Origin of the sequence: Ruminococcus sp. RTP21484sp1_RTP21281st1_A8_RTP21281_210402 (assembly GCF_040914025.1) — a bacterium.
Taxonomy (GTDB): Bacteria; Bacillota; Clostridia; order Lachnospirales; family Lachnospiraceae; genus Blautia_A; species Blautia_A faecis.
Genome location: NZ_JBCPGE010000005.1, coordinates 6966 through 26301 on the forward strand (window position 1 = coordinate 6966; position 19336 = coordinate 26301).

Annotated in this window: 16 protein-coding genes; all 16 read right to left on the reverse strand. The window is 45.1% G+C overall.

Annotated elements, in window-relative coordinates; all coding sequences use genetic code 11:
- Nucleotides 1–156, reverse strand: a 156-nt coding sequence (locus tag AB5170_RS03275; protein WP_368365043.1) for a 2Fe-2S iron-sulfur cluster-binding protein, incomplete at its 3' end; no start/stop codon positions are given.
- A 12-nt stretch (nt 157–168) separates the two neighbouring features.
- Complete coding sequence (locus tag AB5170_RS03280) at nt 169–2040, reverse strand: NADH-ubiquinone oxidoreductase-F iron-sulfur binding region domain-containing protein (protein ID WP_368361603.1); 1872 nt, start codon at nt 2038–2040, stop codon at nt 169–171.
- On the reverse strand, nt 2037–2516 hold the full coding sequence (locus AB5170_RS03285) for an NAD(P)H-dependent oxidoreductase subunit E (RefSeq protein WP_148462597.1): 480 nt from the start codon (nt 2514–2516) through the stop codon (nt 2037–2039). The genes AB5170_RS03280 and AB5170_RS03285 overlap by 4 nt, the downstream gene beginning before the upstream one ends.
- A gap of 293 nt (nt 2517–2809) precedes the next feature.
- The gene (gene moaA / locus AB5170_RS03290; RefSeq protein WP_173773226.1) at nt 2810–3784 is read right to left on the reverse strand and encodes a GTP 3',8-cyclase MoaA; all 975 of its coding nucleotides are present in this window, start codon (nt 3782–3784) and stop codon (nt 2810–2812) included.
- Complete coding sequence (locus AB5170_RS03295; RefSeq protein WP_118578431.1) at nt 3777–4205, reverse strand: MOSC domain-containing protein; 429 nt, start codon at nt 4203–4205, stop codon at nt 3777–3779. The genes moaA and AB5170_RS03295 overlap by 8 nt, the downstream gene beginning before the upstream one ends.
- Nucleotides 4206–4428: 223 nt before the next feature.
- On the reverse strand, nt 4429–5283 hold the full coding sequence (locus AB5170_RS03300; RefSeq protein ID WP_173715528.1) for a bifunctional 5,10-methylenetetrahydrofolate dehydrogenase/5,10-methenyltetrahydrofolate cyclohydrolase: 855 nt from the start codon (nt 5281–5283) through the stop codon (nt 4429–4431).
- A gap of 131 nt (nt 5284–5414) precedes the next feature.
- On the reverse strand, nt 5415–6044 hold the full coding sequence (locus tag AB5170_RS03305) for a cyclodeaminase/cyclohydrolase family protein (RefSeq protein WP_368361604.1): 630 nt from the start codon (nt 6042–6044) through the stop codon (nt 5415–5417).
- A 100-nt stretch (nt 6045–6144) separates the two neighbouring features.
- On the reverse strand, nt 6145–7830 hold the full coding sequence (locus tag AB5170_RS03310) for a formate--tetrahydrofolate ligase (RefSeq protein WP_118578434.1): 1686 nt from the start codon (nt 7828–7830) through the stop codon (nt 6145–6147).
- Nucleotides 7831–8026: 196 nt separating this feature from the next.
- The gene (locus AB5170_RS03315; protein ID WP_118578435.1) at nt 8027–8698 is read right to left on the reverse strand and encodes a DUF3786 domain-containing protein; all 672 of its coding nucleotides are present in this window, start codon (nt 8696–8698) and stop codon (nt 8027–8029) included.
- A gap of 8 nt (nt 8699–8706) precedes the next feature.
- Nucleotides 8707–10650: a corrinoid activation/regeneration protein AcsV gene (gene acsV / locus AB5170_RS03320; RefSeq protein WP_173769102.1), complete on the reverse strand. Its 1944-nt coding sequence runs from the start codon at nt 10648–10650 to the stop codon at nt 8707–8709.
- Nucleotides 10651–10793: 143 nt separating this feature from the next.
- On the reverse strand, nt 10794–11579 hold the full coding sequence (gene acsE, locus AB5170_RS03325) for a carbon monoxide dehydrogenase/acetyl-CoA synthase methytransferase subunit (RefSeq protein ID WP_118578436.1): 786 nt from the start codon (nt 11577–11579) through the stop codon (nt 10794–10796).
- A 76-nt stretch (nt 11580–11655) separates the two neighbouring features.
- Nucleotides 11656–13002 (reverse strand): acetyl-CoA decarbonylase/synthase complex subunit gamma, encoded by a 1347-nt coding sequence (gene acsC, locus AB5170_RS03330; protein ID WP_118578437.1) that lies wholly within the window; start codon nt 13000–13002, stop codon nt 11656–11658.
- A gap of 24 nt (nt 13003–13026) precedes the next feature.
- Entirely contained in the window at nt 13027–13968 is a 942-nt protein-coding gene (gene acsD / locus AB5170_RS03335; RefSeq protein ID WP_118578438.1) for an acetyl-CoA decarbonylase/synthase complex subunit delta, read from the reverse strand.
- A 49-nt stretch (nt 13969–14017) separates the two neighbouring features.
- A complete protein-coding gene (gene acsB / locus AB5170_RS03340; protein ID WP_173769101.1) occupies nt 14018–16144 on the reverse strand; it encodes an acetyl-CoA decarbonylase/synthase complex subunit alpha/beta in 2127 nt (708 codons plus the stop codon).
- A 256-nt stretch (nt 16145–16400) separates the two neighbouring features.
- Complete coding sequence (gene acsB, locus AB5170_RS03345) at nt 16401–18530, reverse strand: acetyl-CoA decarbonylase/synthase complex subunit alpha/beta (protein WP_118578440.1); 2130 nt, start codon at nt 18528–18530, stop codon at nt 16401–16403.
- Nucleotides 18531–18548: 18 nt separating this feature from the next.
- The gene (locus AB5170_RS03350; RefSeq protein WP_118578441.1) at nt 18549–19322 is read right to left on the reverse strand and encodes an AAA family ATPase; all 774 of its coding nucleotides are present in this window, start codon (nt 19320–19322) and stop codon (nt 18549–18551) included.
- Nucleotides 19323–19336: the final 14 nt, after the last annotated feature.

The window sequence follows — 19336 nt, forward strand, 5'->3', positions numbered from 1 at the left end:
ATCCTCTACTGTGCACAGACGACAGGCTCCAAAAGTGGAAACCTCTGAGTGATAACAAAGTGTAGGAATATTAATGCCTGCCTTGCGGATTACGGTCAGGACATTTTTTTCATCTGTAAATTCGACTTTTCTGCCGTCAATCGTCATTGTACCCATAATCTGTCCTCCCTACATTTCCACATATATTGCATCAAAGTTACAGTTATCCTTACAGCTGCCGCACTTGATGCATACATCATTATTAATATGATAAGGTGATTTAATCTTGCCGGAAATTGCCCCGGCAGGACAGTTCTTGGCACATTTTCCGCAGCCGATACAGAATTCCGGATTAATGTGGAACTGACGGAGTGCTGTGCAGACCTTTGCCCGGCACTTCTTGTCCCGGATATGCTCTTCGTATTCCTCGCGAAAACGCTTCATGGTACTGAGGACAGGAAGAGGTGCACTCTTTCCAAGTCCGCAAAGAGCCATGCTCTGAACCATTTTGGCAAGCTCTTCCAGCTCGTCAAGATCAGACATCTCCCCATTGCCTGCTACAATCTTCTCCAGGATCTCCAGCATACGCTTGGTACCCTCACGGCATGGAACGCATTTTCCACAGCTCTCCCGCTGGGTAAAGCTCATGAAGAAACGGGCAACTTCTACCATACAGGTATTCTCATCCATGACAACAAGACCGCCTGATCCCATAATAGCATCAAGCTTCTTTACAGAATCAAAATCAAGAGGAGCATCCAGCTGGTCTTCTACAAGACATCCGCCAGATGGTCCGCCAATCTGAACGCCTTTAAATGCAGCACCGCTCTTCAGACCGCCGCCAATATCATAAATAATCTCACGAAGTGTTGTTCCCATTGGAACTTCAATAAGACCTGTATTCTCAATTGCTCCGGTCAGTGAGAAGGTCTTGGTTCCCGGGCTTCCCTCTGTTCCGATGGTATGGAACCAGTCAGCACCCTGTATGATAATCTTCGGAACATTTGCGTAAGTCTCAACGTTATTTAATACAGTTGGCTTGCCCCACAGACCTTTCTCAACAGTACGAGGTGGTTTTACACGAGGCATACCTCTGTTTCCCTCAATGGAAGAGGTAAGGGCAGAACCTTCACCACATACGAAAGCTCCTGCACCACGATTAATATGCAGATGGAAATTCACACCGCTGCCAAGGATATGATTTCCAAGGAGACCATATTTCTCAGCCTGGGAAATAGCAAGACGAAGTCTGGCTACGGAAAGAGGATACTCTGCACGAACATATATGTATCCGTTCTCAGCGCCAACTGCGTAAGCGGCAATGATCATGCCCTCGATCATCTTATACGGATCGCCTTCCATAACGGAACCATCCATAAATGCTCCCGGGTCACCCTCATCACCGTTACATACTACATATCGGGTTTTCTCAGCCTGTCTGGCTACCTGTGACCACTTCTTACCTGCCGGGAAGCCGGCGCCTCCGCGTCCACGAAGACCAGATCTGGTAACTTCATCAATTACATCCTGGGGAGTCATCTCTGTAACTGCCTTGGCAAGAGCAGAAAAACCGCCTGCTGCAATATATTCGTCAATGGATTCCGCGTCAATCTTACCACAGTTTTCAAGAACGATCCTGGTCTGACGGTTAAGGAACGGGATATCCTCAGGCTTCGGACAGATTTCATCTCCATGGCGGTAAAACAGACGATCTACAGGATGTCCAAGGCGTACAGTTCGCTCCACGATCTCCAGGCAGTCCTCCTCCTGAACATGTACATACTGATATCCGTATGGTTCAATCCTTACAAGAGGTCCCAGCTCGCAAAGACCCTGGCAGCCAGTCTTGATAACGCCTACGTGAGGGATATCTTTCTGCATTTCAATCTCTACACCATCAATACCTTCACAGAGTCTTACCATCTCATCATAGATTTTCTGAGCACCGGAAGCCATACATCCGGTACCGGAACAGACAAGAACACGGCATGTGAAGCTCTGGATATTCTGTTCGATCTCAGCTTTTTTGCTTTGCAGCTCTTCTTTACTGTTAATCCTCATCCGTTCTCACCTCTCAATCTGTTAATAAGCTCTACTACCTTCTCCGGTGTCATCTTGGCATGCACTTCTTCATTCACCATACAGGTGGGAGCAAGCCCGCAGGCACCAAGACAGGATACAGTCTCCACAGTGAACATCATGTCATCTGTGGTATGCTTCTTATTGCTTAATCCCAGTTCTTTCATGAATGCTTCTTTAACCGGGATTGACTTTCTTACATGACAAGCTGTGCCATCGCATACCTTGATAATGTATTTTCCTTTAGGTTCAAAAGAAAAGTTCTCATAAAAGGTTGCAACACTGAAGGCCTTCGCTTCAGTAACGCCGATCTGTCCGGCTACGTAGGTCAGAAGTTCTGCAGGCAGGTACCGATATTCCGCCTGGATATCCTGCATGATGGGGATTAATGAGGCAGCACACCGCTCATAATGCTCAATAATCTCATCTGCTTTCTTGTAATATGACTGATCTACCATTTTGTTAACCTCCTTACTTGCCAGATGCCTCCAGGTCTTTTGTCCCCGTCCTCCAAAGCTTCCGGCTTTGCGTATTTTTTAACAGACATGACTATTTTTGTAATGAAATTATATATTTTTTTGTTCATTTTGGCAAGCAAATATGAATAAGTTTATTTATTAACAATATTTTTGCACAATTTTGTATCTGGAATTATATTGAAATATACAAAAAGCCGGATTGCTTAAGTTGTACAAATGATACAACAGCAAATCCGACTTTTCTAAATTGTGTTTTCTTTTATTTTTCAAAATCATCCACCGATTTGAGCCATGATGTGGGATTCTTCGTTTCCCTTCTTATGTTCCTGAAAATTGTGGCCTACAGGCTTTTCATAAATGACTTTTTCTATCGTTTCTTTAAGCATCCCATCAGAACAACCACTTCGAAGCAAAACCTTCAGATCTGCTCCGTCCTCAAATTGCAGGCAGCCTTTCAGAAATCCGGTAGAAGTAAGCCTTACACGGTTGCAGCTGTCACAGAATTTGTGGGACAGGGCACTGATAAATCCGATCCTGCCTGTAAACTCCTCCAGGGTATAATAATGACAGGGACCATTTCCAAGCTTTTCTTCCGTTGGTGTCATTGACCCATATTCCTTTTCCAGAACAGACTTTATCTGTTCCTCTCCCCTGGCTGCAAACTCCTTGCCCAGACCAATTGGCATCATTTCAATGAAACGCACATGAAGAGGATTCTCCCTTGCAAGAGCTGCCACCTGTAAAAGTTCCTCGTCCGACTGAAAAGTGGGGACACAGTTCAATTTCACTTTCAGGGAAGGGTAGGAAAGTGCTGCCCTAAGTCCCTTTAAAACCTGGTGAAAATCGTCCCTGCGGGTGATTTTGCGAAATGTGGTTTCTTCTAAAGTATCCAGACTGATGTTTACGGCATCCAGACCGGCCTCCATCAGGCCCGGAAGCTGTTCTCCCAAAAGGATTCCGTTGGTGGTCAGTGTAACCTGGCAGATCCCGGGAATGGCTTTCAGCTCTTTTACTAATGGGGTGCAGATTCTGCGGACAAGAGGCTCTCCTCCTGTCAGTTTGATTCTGGAAATCCCAAGTTCACTGGCCGCCTTACAGATTCTCACGATTTCATCTGTATCAAGAAGTTCTGTCCTTGGAATCTGACGGATTCCCTCTTCCGGCATACAGTAGATACAGCGGAGATTGCACCTGTCTGTCAAAGATATCCGCAGATAATCAATATTTCTTCCGTATCTGTCAAGCATAAACCATTTCATCTCCCTCAGAGATCACACCGCCTTTGATTACTCTGGCAAAAACACCTTCGCGGGGCATAATGCAATCTCCCATGATCTTGAAAATCTCGCAACCGTTGTGACACTGCTTTCCAATCTGCGTGATTTCAAGAATCACATCGTTGCATTTCAGACGGGTTCCTACTGGAAGGGTCTTAAAGTCAAATCCCTGTACGATCAGATTTTCCCCGAAAGCACCATCCTTTACCGGTGCGCCTTTTGCCTTAAATTCTTCTATTTTTTCATAAGACAGAAGGCTGACCTGACGGTGCCAGTTTCCTGCGTGGGCGTCATTCTCCAGTCCATAATTTTCAATCAGTTTTACAGTGTGCACATTGACCTTCTGAGTTCCTCTTTTAACACTGATGTTCACTGCCATCACTTTTCCCATAGTGAGTTACCTCCATATATCTGTACCCTCTATAGTACAATATCTTACTGAGAAAAGCAAATTTTTTGTAATAGCAAAACAAACTTTTGCTGCAATAAGGATTTCAATAAAATTTTCTGCAACAAAAAAACTCTCCAGTTTTTACCCTGAAGAGTTTTTCTTCCGCTTGTACACATGATGTACTTCAGGTACATCGTTCTATTAACTCTAAACCAATTAACTATTAAGCGTTCACTTTGCGCATAGCAGCCTCTACAACATGTCCAACCAGGACAGATGTTGTAACGCTTCCAACTCCGCCTGGAACTGGTGTAATAGCATCTACGATTGGCTCTACTGCTGCGTAGTCAACGTCTCCGCAAAGCTTTCCTTCTGCATTTACGTTGATTCCTACATCAATAACCACCTGTCCTGCTTTTACATAATCAGCGCCAACAACGCCAGCACGGCCTGCTGCTACGATAATAATATCCGCTTCGCGTGCCACAGACGGCATATCCACTGTTCTTGTGTGGCAGATGGTTACAGTTGCGTTTTTCTTAACAAGCATCATAGCTGCCGGTTTACCTACAACAAGGCTTCTTCCGATTACTACTGCCTTCTTACCTGTGCAGTCGATTCCGTAATGATCAAGGATTTCCATACATGCCTGTGGTGTACATGGCGGGAAACCGATCTTCTTGCCTGTAAAAACACCAGACATGGAAAGGTCTGTCATACAGTCAACATCTTTCTCAGGAGCAAGTGCATTCTCGATCACAGCCTGATCCAGATGTTTCGGAAGCGGACGGAACAGAAGTACACCATGGATATGATCGTCTTTGTTTACCTTATCAATAACTGTAAGAAGTTCTTCCTGAGCAACATCCTCCGGAAGAAGAATTTTCTCACATGCAACGCCTAATGTCTCACAACGCTTTGTTGCACCCTTCTCATAGGAAATATCACTTGGATTCTCTCCTACACGGATAATGCAAAGTGTGGGGTTAACGCCTTTTTCCTGAAGAGCTGCCACATTTCCTTTGATACGCTCGTTTAATGCAGCAGTTACTTCTTTACCTAATAACTGTTTTGCCATTTTTTAGTAATCTCCTTATATTATGATAAATCCAGTCATGCTCATACCAGTTTCATGGTAATACAGCATTTTGAGACCGCCAAAAGGACTTGCAGGATTTTGCTCCTGCCAGTTCTTTTCTTTTTTTATCTTTATTTCAGTCTTCCAAGTACGCTGTCAAATGTCTCGTCTGCAAGCTTGCAGTATTTTTCAAGCATTGCATCAGCCTTTGCATTTAATTCTTCTGCATACTCTCTGTCTGCCATGGACTTTGTGTTGATATAAACGTTCAGGCTTGCACCTTTTAATGCAGCTTTGCAGAAGGTTGCAGCTACACCAGCGTCACTGATGGCAAGCTTGGAGCCTTTTGCAGCAAATTCCTTGATCAGGTCAAGTGCCTCACAGCATTTCTCCATGATTTCCATAGGAACAGAGCAGGCATCTTTTAATACGATTGCCATAACTCTTGCTTTTTCAGCTTTCTCTTCTTCTGTTTCTTTCGGCATTCCATATGCTTTGGAAAGTGGCTCGAATACTTCGGCGTCACACTCGATCAGACGAAGGAAATCTTTCTGAAGCTGGTCGCATTTACCTTTCAGCTCCCACATTTCTTCCTCAACATCAGCATATTTCTTCTTACCAACAGTAAGGCTTCCTACCATGTTTCCAAGTGCAGTTCCCACAGCACCTACCAGTGCAGATGCTCCGCCGCCGCCTGGAACCGGGGCTTTAGAAGCAAGAACTTCTACAAATTCTGTACATGTACTTGTTGAAAATCCCATTTCGTTGTCTCCTTATTGTTCTTAGTCATCATGTAAGCCATGACCTTTTTATAACGCCAGGCGGACAGGTATATCCGCCTGATGTTTCTTTTTTCTTTGATTAGAACAGACCTGTGATCTTACCAGTCTCGTCAACGTCGATTCTCTCAGCTGCCGGAACTTTCGGAAGACCTGGCATGGTCATGATCTCACCAGTCAGTGCAACAACAAATCCAGCACCTGCGGAAACCTTCAGGTTACGAACTGTGATCTCGAAATCTGTCGGTGCACCGAGTTTTGTCTGGTCATCTGTTAAGCTGTACTGAGTCTTTGCAACACAGATCGGGCAGTTGCCAAAGCCAAGAGCTTCTAACTGTTTTGCCTGTTTCTGAGCGTTTGCTGTGAGAACAACTTTCTTTCCGCCGTATACTTTCTGAACGATCTGGTTCAGCTTATCCTCTATAGAACCGTCAAGCTCATAGGAATAAGAGAAGTCATTTGGCTCTTCGCAGAGACGGATTACTTCCTCAGCAAGCTTCAGGCCGCCTTCACCGCCTTTTGCCCATACTTCGGAAAGTGCAACGTTAACACCAAGCTCTTTACATTTTGCTTCAACAAGATCAAGCTCTGCCTTGGTATCGGTCGGGAATGCGTTGATTGCAACAACACATGGAAGTTTGTAAACATTTTTGATCGTGTTTACATGTCTTAAAAGGTTCGGGATACCTTTCTCAAGAGCCTCAAGGTTCTCATTGTTAAGGTCTGCTTTTGCAACACCGCCGTTGTATTTAAGGGCACGTACAGTAGCAACGATCACAACTGCATTTGGATGAAGACCTGCCATACGGCATTTGATGTCAAGGAATTTCTCTGCACCAAGGTCAGCACCGAATCCAGCCTCTGTGATGGCATAATCAGCCAGCTTCATAGCCATCTTAGTAGCTGTTACAGAGTTACATCCATGAGCGATGTTTGCAAATGGTCCACCGTGAACGATTGCAGGTACATGCTCCAGAGTCTGAACCAGGTTTGGTTTCAGAGCGTCTTTCAGAAGAGCTGTCATAGCACCTTCTGCGTGAAGATCACCAGCTGTTACCGGTTTCTGCTCAGATACTTTGCCATATGTATAACCAATGATCATCTTGGAAAGTCTATTCTTCAGGTCTGTGATGTCGCTTGCAAGACAGAGAACTGCCATGATCTCGGAAGCAACTGTGATGTCATAACCGTCTTCACGAGGCATACCGTTTGTTCTTCCTCCAAGACCATCGATCACGTTACGAAGCTGACGGTCGTTCATGTCCACGCATCTCTTCCATGTGATCTTACGTGGGTCAATGTTCAGTGCATTGCCCTGGAAAATGTGGTTGTCGATCATTGCTGCAAGAAGGTTGTTTGCAGCTCCGATTGCATGGAAGTCACCTGTGAAATGAAGGTTGATATCCTCCATTGGAACAACCTGTGCGTATCCGCCGCCTGCAGCGCCGCCCTTAACACCGAATACCGGTCCAAGAGATGGCTCACGAAGTGCAACCATTGCGCTCTTTCCAAGTCTCTGCATTCCATCAGCAAGTCCTACAGTTGTAGTTGTTTTTCCCTCACCAGCCGGGGTCGGGTTGATTGCTGTTACAAGGATCAGTTTTCCGTCTTTCTTGTCGCTCTCTTTTAAGAGATTGTAGTCGATTTTTGCCTTATACTTTCCATACTGCTCCAGGTATTTGTCATCAATACCAGCTTTCTCTGCAATCTGGGTAATCGGCAGCATTTCGCATTCCTGTGCGATTTCAATGTCACTCTTGTATCCCATTGTAACTTACCTCCTTTTTACGTCACCGCTGTTACAGCATGACGCCTCCGCTTAATTTGGATTTATCAAAACGGATCCTGGTGCAGGCTCAAACACCCGCACTCCAGTCCGCTTTAATCAAAAAATATACAGCTCATGCATTTAGAAAACTTTAAATCTCGGTTAACTTTCACGCAGAATCTGTTTTACAATAACCTTACTGCTCTTTCGCTGCTTTCAGAAAAGCCTTCAAAGAGCCAATGATCACATCTCCCATAACCGCCATATCTTCCGCAGCAAAGGATACCGGGAAATTGTCGGAAAACAGGATCTGGGAAGACGGCGGGAACTCATCGTCCCCCTCCCACAGGATCATCTGGATCTGATATCCCGGATAAATGGAAAGCTCATAAGCCACATCTCCGAATTTCACCGGAGTGCATTTCATATGATCCATTACAAGCCGGAAATCATCCAGTCTGTTTCCATAGGTAAATGCAAGCCTTTTGATACAACGTCCGTCAAACTGTCTCAGGTACACTTCTCCCCATGGCATTTCCCGGTAAGTTTTAAACCTGCCAGTCCCCACAGAGGCGGAACCATTTAACAGAAAACGAATGGTAAGAATCTTTGCGTAGATCATATCCTCCAGAGGATAACATTTCTTCTCATCTGCCACATGTTTTACCTGGAAATCCGGATATGTGATCTTATATTCAGAGCCCAGGAAAGTCAGAGTAAATTCCTTAGCCTCTTCATCATATGGAATGGAAAGTCTGGATGCGATCTCCTTCGGGTCAGCTTTTGCATACAGCTCAAGATAATGCTCCCATGGCATTCTCTCCTTGCTGTCTTTATCATAATTTAAGTCATCAATTGTAAATGGCATTTTATTAATTACTTCCTGTTCTGTAAATCATTCATTACATCAGGGAACATTCCCGTATCTGTATGAGGAATAAAGCACGCTCCTACAAATTCGTCCATATAAGTTGGCACTGTAGAAAGCTCCATATATGTCATGTTTGCAGCAAGCTCATAGGTCTTCTTCTCGGCCTCTGTAGAAAGAAGCATCAGATAGGAACCCGTCAGGGAAGAGTTGCCGATATAATGGAATTTCTCCAGAGGGATATCCGGGAACATTCCGATGTTTACAGCATTTCTCATATTGATTCCGCTTCCAATACCACCGGCAACGTATACATCATCGATCATGCTCACGTCAAAATCAAGACTGTTTATCATAGTTCTGATAGCTGAGAAAATAGCACCTTTGGCACGGATAAAGTTGTCAATATCAACCTCTGTGATCTCAATATCCTTCACAGAGCCTGCATCCTTTTCAAATGCGATCACATAGCTTCCCATTCCGTATTTATCGTGACGGATTCTCTCCCCCTCACGGACAAATTTACCCTTAGGGTTGATGATTCCGCACATAAAAAGCTCGCTGATCACATCAATGATTCCGGAACCACAAAGTCCAACCGGCTTGGTTCCCGGTTCTCCAACTACTTTATAAGTTGGTTCCATAGTCTCCTTATCAATGGTACAAGCTTCAATAGCTCCATCAGTTGCACGCATACCACAGCTGATATCACCACCCTCAAAAGCCGGACCAGCGGAACATGCACAGCTCATCATAAAATCAGAGTTGCCAAATACCAGCTCACCGTTAGTTCCAAGATCGATAAATAAAGAAAACTCTGGTCTGTTCCAGATCATGCTTACTAAAGTTCCGGCAGTGATATCACCGCCTACATAGCTTCCGATATTTGGCGCAATGATAATATGCGCATCTTTATTGATAGCAATTCCCACATCAGAAGCAAAAAGGGAATTGGTTTTGAAGAATGCTGGAATATACGGCTCCATACGGACCGGATCCGCGTTGATCCCGGCAAACAGATGATTCATCGTTGTATTTGCTCCCACAGACATTCTGTAAATATGGCTGGCTGGAATGCCTGCACTTTTACACATCTGTGCGATCATTGGATTGATTGTCTCTTTAATGACTGCATCCTGCAGTTTCTTCTTACCGCCTGGCTTCTGCTGTTCGATGATACGGTTGATAACATCTGCTCCGAAACGGATCTGTCCGTTTCCAGAGGAAGCCTTGGCAAGAATCTCTCCGGTCTCCATGTTGATCAGGACTGCAGAAACAGTTGTGGTACCAATATCCACTGCAAGTCCGCCCACTACCACTTCTTCATCTTTTCCGAAAATATCGTATACAAAAAGATCATTAGGAGCAGTACGAACTACACATTTTACTTTGAAATGATTTTCCCGGAGGACATCCGGCAATTTTCTTAATACAGCGTAAGGGATCCTTACCTGTTTCAGATTCATGTATTTCTTTAAAGCTCTTGTAAGGCGCTCATTATCCGGCATGGTGTCATCAAGACTTGGCTCATTCATATCAAGTTCAATTACATCCAGACTGTTTCTGAGCTCAATACCGGTCATTTCTACGTCTCTTTTGGAATTCTCGAAAATGGCAATTTCCTCTTTGGAGCTGAGATCTGCAACCTTCATTCTGCTCTTGTAAGCAGACGCAATATCAGGTACCAGTACGGTCACATCTGCACAGATCTTGCTGGTGCAGGCAAGACGCCATCCCTCCTGATATTCTTCCTCACTGATATGTAAGGTTTTCTTGCTGTCCAGTTCTCCTTTTTTTAACTGTACCCGGCACTTTCCGCAGGAAGCATTTCCGGAGCACGGCGCGTCGATGGCCACATTGGCCTCTCTGGCTAATTCAAGTAAATTGTCCCCCGCATTGGCAAAATGTTCTACCACACTGCCATCTTCAAAAGAAAATGTAACCTTAAACATCCGGCACTCACCTTTCTCATATGGTCATATATCTGCCAAAACAGACATCATTATTATTCTTATCCGTTAGAAAAAGGGACTGAGGCCAAAGCCCCAGCCCCTTTTGTATCTTACGTCCCTATTTAGAAACGAATTACAAATAATTACAGTTCAAGATAGGAATCAGCATACAGGGTGTTGCCCTTGAATACATCGCAGGATTTGATTGTTTCCATAAGACGAAGGTCGTTAGGGTTAACAATTGCGGATGTAAGGCCCTGCATCATAGCCATAGCAACTAATGCGGAATCCATGATTGGACGGATGTTCTTCGGCATACCGTTACTGTTGTTGGACAGACCACCTGTAGAGTTCAGTCCCATATCGGAGAACATTTTAATAGCCTCAAGTACTTCCATCTGTTTGTCCTGCATTCCTTTAACAACCAGGAACAGCGGGTCAAACCACAGATCACTTGCGTCCATACCATGCTCCATACCTCTTTCAAGAAGCATCTGGCAGTACATCATACGCTCGTCGTTGTCTTTTGCAATACCTTCACCGTTGCAAAGAGCGATAACGATTGCATCGTTAGCTGCTGCAAGGTCGATGTTCTCAATTCTTCCAGCTGCATCAGCAGAGTTTACGATTGGTTTTCCTTTGGAACGGTTGTATACGGAAATACCAGCCTCAATTGCTTTTTTGTTGGATGTATCCAGAGACAGCGGAACGTTGTCGAAGTTCTCCTGAAGAAGCTTAACAGCCCATTTCATCAGGTCTTCTCCATCGTTCTCAGCTGGTCCGATGTTTACATCAAGATAAACAGCACCAGCATCAAGCTGCTGTTTTGCTCTCTTTAAGATCGGCTCAGGATCTCTCTCTGTAAATGCTTTGTTTACAGAAGGTGCTGTTGTTGAAAGTCTCTCTCCAATTGTAACAAATTTTGCCATGTCAAATGTTCTCCTTTACATTTATAGTGGTGCCGCCCATAAGCGGCATACCCTTTTAGGGTCTTAAAGGCTTAAATCAGCCTTCAAGATCCTTTAAGAACTTCACAAGCTGTACAGCTTCTCTTGGTCCAACGATGATTTCCCATCCTGGAAGTTTTGCTTCCAGATCACCCTTCAGGACTGCAACCTTACCTGGGATTACCAGACGTCTGCTCTTAACATTTGGCTCTACTTTCTCTTTGAAGAATGTAGAAATACTGTTTCCGGAGAATTTTCCTGCTGCCCAGGATGTCAGTACGGATAAACCGCCGGCATCGTTGATAACAAGATTAAGCGGAACACCGGAACGCTCCAGCTCTCCAGATACAAGGAAATATGTAAGAGCGAAGTCAACAGTTGTAACAACAAGAGAATTCTCATCTCCACCGTTCATCGGGTAGATACCTGGCTCTACACGCATTGGCTTCTGCGGGTCAGTAAATACGTTCTGACGCAGACCATATAACGGAAGTGCCTCTGCATATGTCATACGCTCCATAACAACGATGGAACCGTATTTCATTGTAAACATAGCTGCCAGACCTGCCTGAAGGTGATAGTCACCACCAGCGATCTTTGCAAGGTTTACGATGGATGGATAACCGAATGTTCTGTCCTGATCCTTCAGAGCTGCACGACGTACCTGTACGGCATTGCCGAAGGTCTCTTTGATGTCAGCGCCTGTTACATCAAGTACCAGATTCTTGTTTCCAAGTTTCTCGATTGCTGCTGTAGTATCATATAACTCGTTAAGATCTTTGCCAGATACACCAAGAACAACACCAGCTGCTGTTGCAACTGCGTTCATAGCCTCATAGTTAGAAGCATTTGCTCCGTTTAATACCGGCTTGCTGTCTTTGCAAACCTCAAGGGCTGCTTTTGCGATCTCCGGATCAGAACATCCAAGGATCAGGGTACGTCCAAGAGCTGCTGCTTTCTGTACAAGTGCTACATATTTGTCAGCTGTTGCTTCTGCATCGCAGTTTACGTAAACGATCTCTGCGTACATTCTCTCACCGATACGGTCATAATCAACCTTCGGGATCTCAGCCAGTTTTGCATCTACAGTAGCGTCATCCATGCATGTGCAAAGCTCTACTGCATATCTTGTCTTGTTTACAAAGGTCTTCTCATGTCTGAAAAGAACGGTCTCACCACCAAGGGTAAGCTCCTCATCGCCAGTACCAATCTTGATCGTCTTCATTGGCGGAGCAGTTGCCTCGGAAAGAGATGCTAATGCTTCCTCAGACATATGTGGACACTGCTCAATCTTTAAAGCGCCCTGTGCAACTTTCATGGAGAAAGCCATACATGTCGGGCATCCACATTCCTTACAGTTTTTCTTTGGTGTTAATTTAAAAATCTGAATACCATTCAGTGCCATATCAATTTTTCCCTCCTAAAAATATTACACAAGTGCTTTGATCATCTTAGCGATGGTCTTTACAGACTCTGGATGTCTTAAGATAACTGCGTCAGATCCTGCTGCCAGGTCTGCTGCTGCTGTCATAACTTCCATGTCGATACCACGCTCATCCTCTGAGCCCCATTCTGGCATATCTTCCTCAGTTGCAACTGATTCCTTTACGCCCCATGTCTCAGAAGAAACTGGTGTAATAATAGGCATCTGCAGCATGTTATCATTCTGGGATAATGCTGCACCTTTGATACGGTCCATAGTGGAAACAACATACTCGTAACCATAACCAACGGTAGCTGTTCCTACGTTCATAACGATCTTCTTCGCATCAACACCTAACTGTGTTGTTACTACGTTCAACTGTTTTGCAAGGTTGATATCATCAGCGGACTCAGCGCCTACGATCTGGTTGTAAGCAAGTCCTGCTGCAGCACCGATTGCCTTGTAGTTTTCTTCCTTCTCAGACATCACGATCACGTTTCTGCCCTGAAGTGCCTCTGCAACCTTCGGAAGAAGTTCCGCATCCTTCTCCACATTTTTGCAGCCTTCAACTACTAATGGACAGTCGATTGCATCTGCAACCTCTTTTACGATTGCAATAAGTTCTTCTGTAGATTTGTTTACTCCGTTTGGATCTCCGCCTTCCAGGTTGAGTACAACGAAATCTCCACCTTCCATAGCTGCTGCTTTCTGAGCGATCTCAGCCATGGTGGTGCATCCTTCATAATATGCTTTGATTCCAGGTGCAAAGTCATCAAGTCCCATATCCGTGATCTCTACACCGATTTTCGGGCTGTTCTCGGTTGGTGCGTCAAATGTATAGAAAGGAAATGTAGAATTTCCTCCAATAGTAACCGCTTTATCGCCAGTTCCAACCGTAACAGTGTTGATCTTTGCGTTGAACTTCTGTGGTTTCTGATTAAATGGCATTTCTTAAAGCCTCCTTAAAAATTTGTAAAAATTATACAGAACCATTATACTACATCATCGGATCCATTGACAATGCAGGATGGTTATGTTCTGTTAAAAATGCAACAAGAACTTCCGGATCTGTGGCAACGGTCTCATCACCGATCATATCAGTGAAGTTGTCAATGCCATAGAGTTCTTTTGCAGTCTTATTGAGTCGCTCCGCCACGGTCTCTTTTAATTCCTTTGGCATCCATACGATACGCTCAATTCCGCCCTCTGCCTTCATGAATTTCTTGGATGAAATAAAGTGTTTTCCATGTCCCATAAAGCCTGGTGTCTGAACACCGCCGCCGGTCATGGAAGCCATCTCGGAGAACGTCATTCCAAGAGGTGTCATGCCTGCATACTCACGGTTTGCGATAACCACACCATTAGAAAATGGCTCAATACCGCAAATACACTCGAAGCATCCGCAGGAGGTCATAGGATCCTGCATGATGGAGTACAGAGTAACATGCTCCAGAGCACCCTGGGAATATTTCTTTACTGCTTCATCAACATCCTCGTAAGAGCCCAGATTTACATCGATCGGGCGCTCCTTGGTGATGATCTGACATGGGCCGTTTGGATCCAGTTCATTGGTTGCTTTTGCATCCAGCCATGAAACGGCTCCACAAAGTCCAAGTCTCTCCGGTGTTACTACGCAGACATGTGACGGAGAAAATGCCTGACACAGGATACAGCTGTAATAAACATCTACAGATTCATCAGTCAATGTCTCCAGACGTGCATCACGTTTGTCAAAAGTAGGGATTGCTACTTCATGACGCATTCTGGTACACTCATCCGGATCTGTATAGACAGTTACCTGACACTTATCTACAACAGCCTCGAACTCATTCTTTACCTGAGTGTAAAGAACTTCACCAAAGTGTTTTGCTCTGAAACCTGCTGCAAAAGCATCATTGCTGATACGGATACGGAACATATCCCTCTGTCCTGTGTGATATACACCTTCAATGCAGTTTATATAATTGTGGAATTTACGCTCGATAACCGGTTCAAAATCCGGCTGCATCTTCTTACCAGCTACTTCTACCACGTAGGCAAGGCTGTGCTTGCTTCCAAGTTCGAAGCTATCGACTTCCGGACCTACGACAGTAATCTTGTGATCCTCGACCTCGTTCATTTCCTTAGTCTGCACAAGCTCTACGCAGTCCACACGGGAACCGTCAAATTCCACACGCATATCTTTACGACGAATGATCTCACCTTCAAAGGCAGACGCAAATGCTACCGGAATATCCACCTTTGTGATCTTGATCTTGATTCCTCTTGCTTCAAGGGAAACCTTATTAAAGTCAGCAACGTTCGGACACGCGATCAGGGCTCCTGGTACTTCCACAATGTTCTCATCCTCATTGGAGATTACCGGGAAACCAAGCTTGATCGCACCAGCACCGGCTGCAAGAACTACATCATCAACAGGTTTGAAAGCATTTACAAATGCCGGAACCCTGTCTTTGGTGTATGTAAGAAGGCTTGCTGCATCGCCAGGTGTTACATTGCCGAAGATCAGTGCTGCACGAAGTGCAACAGATACAACGTGGATAACAGATGTTACGTCTTTTCCCAAAGGAACAATTCGTAAATTATAGCCCATCTTAAGACCAAGCTCCTGTGCCTGGTCAATGATACCGCCAACTAATGTTACCAGGATACCCTGTGCCTGATAGCTCTTGATCAGGTCAACACCTTCCTGTGCAGTCGGTGCGCTGCCAAGGATAACGGCTACACCAGGGATATCTCCTGTTACAAGCGGTACACCAAGCTCACGGATAATGGAATCTGCAAGATGGCCATAACAAGGCTCCTGATAGGGTTCTGCCCCATCAAGATACTTCAGTGCTTCAATAAATTCCGCACAGAGGGCTGTTGCTACACCTGACATAAGAGCATCATCCAGAGCATGCTCTCTTGTCATAAGAGATTTTACGACGCCAAGGGCTGCCTGCAGTTCTCCAAGTGTTTTGATCTTCACACCGGTTACTGCATAATAGCATGGAAGACAATATGCTGTGTGTGGAAATCCCACTGCCTTATCTGCACCATGCTGCTGTACAGCATCGTTTACGGCTTTTTCTGTTAGACCGTATACTGCATCATTACCGCTGAAAATTCTGTTAATTAACAATTTTCTGCATCTCCTTTTCTGTTAATCTTCTATCACAAACCATGTAAGGCTCCGCCTCTATCCATTGGTTTGCTGCTAAATAAATTATCAGATACAGATCATTTCATTCCGCAATCAAAATGATCTGCTTGTTCGCCCTCCGCAGCGAAACTATAAATCAGTATTCCTGCCGGAAATAGTGAATCCCGGAGCCTGTCTAAAGGAGACAGACTCCAGGGAAATTATCTCCATTTTGCAGCAGGAGCTGCTGGATAAATTACATCATCGGGTCAAGTCCAAGTGCCGGATGTCCCTTCTCTGTAAGGAATCCTACCAGAGTCTCAGGATCTGTAGCAACAGTCTCATCACCGATCATATCTGTAAAGTTATCGATTCCGTAAAGTTCTTTTGCAGTAGCATTTAATTTCTCTGCGATGAACTCTTTTAATTCTTTCGGCATCCATACGATACGCTCGATACCGCCCTCAGCCTTCATGAATTTCTTGGAAGCGATGAAGTGTTTACCATGTCCCATGAATCCAGGAGTCTGAACACCACCACCTGTCATGGAAGCCATCTCAGAGAAGGTCATTCCGAGAGGTGTCATACCTGCATACTCACGGTTAGCAATAACTACACCGTTGGAGAATGGCTCGATACCGCAGATACACTCGAAGCATCCGCAGGAAGTCATAGGATCCTGCATGATGGAGTACAGGGTAACGTGCTCCAGAGCACCCTGGGAGAACTTCTGAACCGCTTCATCAACGTCTTCATAAGAACCAAGCTCTTCATTGATCGGACGCTCTTTGGTGATCACCTGGCAAGGTCCGTTCGGATCAAGCTCGTTGGTAGCTTTTGCATCCAGCCATGAAACGGCACCGCAAAGTCCAAGTCTCTCTGGTGTAACAACACAAACGTGAGACGGGGAGAATGCCTGGCAGAGGATACAGCTGTAATATACATCAACAGACTCGTCAGTGAGGTTTGCAAGACGATCATCACGTTTCTCGAATGTCGGAATTGCAACTTCATGACGGATTCTGGTACACTCAGCAGGATCTGTGTAGATCACAACCTCACACTTGTCAACAACTGCGTCAAATTCGTTCTTAACCTGAGTATAAAGAACTTCACCGATATGTTTGATACGGAATCCTGCATCAAATGCTGCATGGCTGATACGGATACGCTGCATATCTCTCTGACCGGTGTGATATACACCCTCAATACAGTTGATGTAGTTGTGGAATTTACGCTCGATAACAGGCTCAAAGTCAGGCTGCATGTTCTTACCGGCAACCTTAACAACGTATGCAATGCTGTTCTTGCTTCCGTCTTCCATCTCGTCAACTTCCGGTCCTACAACTGTGATCTTGTGATCCTCGATCTCAGAAGCGTCACAGGTATGTACAAGCTCAGCACAGTCAACACGGGAACCATCGAACTCAACACGCATGTCTTTACGACGGATGATCTCGCCCTCGAATGCAGATGCGAATGCAACCGGGATATCGATGTTTGTGATCTTGATCTTGATGTCACGAGCCTCAAGGGAAGTAGCGTTGAATTTGCTTACGTCCTCCTGAACGATAAGGCTCTTCGGTACACGGAAGATGTTCTCTGTCTCGTTTGTGATTACCGGGAAGCCAAGTGCGATAGCGCCAGCTCCGCAAGCAACTACAACGTCATCCAGAGGTCCGAATGCGTTAACGAATGCCGGAACACGGTCCATTGTATATTTCATAAGTGTACCTGCATCTCCAGGTGTTACGTTACCGAAGATCAGAGCTGCACGAAGTGCAACAGATACAACGTGGATAACTGCTGTAACGTCTTTTCCAAGAGGAATAACACGTACGTTTGCTCCAGTGTTCATGCCAGCTTCCTTCACCTGGTCAATGATTCCGCCAACCAGTGTTACAAGGATACCCTGTGCCTGATAGCTCTTTACAAGTGCAACACCCTCTTCTACAGATGGAGCTGTTCCAAGGATAACGGCTACACCAGGGATATCGCCTGTTACAAGCGGTACACCAAGCTCACGGATCACAGCATCTGCAAGGTGGCCATAGCATGGCTCCTCATATGGTGTTGCTCCGTCGATATATTTCAGAACTTCGATGAACTCTGCGCAAAGTGCGGTAGCAATACCGGACATGAATGCGTCGTTCAGTCTTTTCTCTCTTGTCATAAGAGTTTTTACAACGCCAAGAGCCTCTTTTAACTCTTTTAAGGTTGTAACCTTGGTTCCTGTTACTGAATAGTAGCAAGGAAGGCTGTAAGCGGTATCAGGGAAGCTTACTGCTTTGTCTTCGCCATGCTGTGCGATGGCTGCATCAATAGCGCCCTCTGTTAATCCATAAACAGCGTCGTTTCCGCTGAATACTCTATCAAATAAAGTCACTGTAGTACCTCCTATTATTTACAGACTTGATTCGTTGTCTATCTTTTCTTTAATCTTTCTGATCTCAGATGTTACTGTCTCACTGAAATCATAGGGTGATTTACCCTGGCGGTCTGCGTCCATAACTTCTACATTGTAATGGATCATTCCAAGAAGATCTTCTGCCGGAATCTTGTTGCGGATAAATTCTTCATCCTCTTCGTTCCGTACTTTGTTGGCCACTACCTTAACCTGAGTAATGCCAAGATCCTTTGCAAGACGTTTTACGTTTTTGTAGGTCTGTACACTTCTTGCACCTGGTTCGATCACCACAATAAATTCGTCCATGCTCTCCGTGGTTCCCCGGCCCAGATGCTCCAGACCGGCTTCCATATCCATAATTACCACATCATCCCTGTGCACTACAAGGTTGCTGATGATTCTTTTTAACATGACATGTTCAGGACAGACACATCCGCCTCCGCCTGTTTCCACGGTTCCAAGGACAAGCAGCTTTACACCATTACAAACCTTTCCGTAGGTGTCCGGAATGTCGTCTACCTTCGGATTCAGTGTATAAAACTGATTCTGGCTGTTGGCTCCGGTACGCTCCTCTACCAGCTTACGCATCTTGGAAATGGGAACGATGGAATCTAAAGTCTCCTCATCAAATCCAAGAGCCAGTCCCAGGTTTGCGTCCGGGTCAACATCAGCTGCAAGGACCTTTTTCCCTTCATCTGCATATAGTCTGGCAAGTGTTGCTGCAAAAGTTGTCTTTCCTACTCCGCCTTTACCGGTTACTGCTATTTTCATAAGTTAATCGCGCC

What these genes read in the sequence shown, in the direction of transcription:
- AB5170_RS03280 (WP_368361603.1), bottom strand. Translation starts at nt 2,040, where the DNA reads ATGAGGATTAACAGTAAAGAAGAGCTGCAAAGCAAAAAAGCTGAGATC.
- AB5170_RS03285 (WP_148462597.1), bottom strand. Translation starts at nt 2,516, where the DNA reads ATGGTAGATCAGTCATATTACAAGAAAGCAGATGAGATTATTGAGCAT.
- moaA (WP_173773226.1), bottom strand. Translation starts at nt 3,784, where the DNA reads ATGCTTGACAGATACGGAAGAAATATTGATTATCTGCGGATATCTTTG.
- AB5170_RS03295 (WP_118578431.1), bottom strand. Translation starts at nt 4,205, where the DNA reads ATGGGAAAAGTGATGGCAGTGAACATCAGTGTTAAAAGAGGAACTCAG.
- AB5170_RS03300 (WP_173715528.1), bottom strand. Translation starts at nt 5,283, where the DNA reads ATGGCAAAACAGTTATTAGGTAAAGAAGTAACTGCTGCATTAAACGAG.
- AB5170_RS03305 (WP_368361604.1), bottom strand. Translation starts at nt 6,044, where the DNA reads ATGGGATTTTCAACAAGTACATGTACAGAATTTGTAGAAGTTCTTGCT.
- AB5170_RS03310 (WP_118578434.1), bottom strand. Translation starts at nt 7,830, where the DNA reads ATGGGATACAAGAGTGACATTGAAATCGCACAGGAATGCGAAATGCTG.
- AB5170_RS03315 (WP_118578435.1), bottom strand. Translation starts at nt 8,698, where the DNA reads ATGCCATTTACAATTGATGACTTAAATTATGATAAAGACAGCAAGGAG.
- acsV (WP_173769102.1), bottom strand. Translation starts at nt 10,650, where the DNA reads ATGTTTAAGGTTACATTTTCTTTTGAAGATGGCAGTGTGGTAGAACAT.
- acsE (WP_118578436.1), bottom strand. Translation starts at nt 11,579, where the DNA reads ATGGCAAAATTTGTTACAATTGGAGAGAGACTTTCAACAACAGCACCT.
- acsC (WP_118578437.1), bottom strand. Translation starts at nt 13,002, where the DNA reads ATGGCACTGAATGGTATTCAGATTTTTAAATTAACACCAAAGAAAAAC.
- acsD (WP_118578438.1), bottom strand. Translation starts at nt 13,968, where the DNA reads ATGCCATTTAATCAGAAACCACAGAAGTTCAACGCAAAGATCAACACT.
- AB5170_RS03350 (WP_118578441.1), bottom strand. Translation starts at nt 19,322, where the DNA reads ATGAAAATAGCAGTAACCGGTAAAGGCGGAGTAGGAAAGACAACTTTT.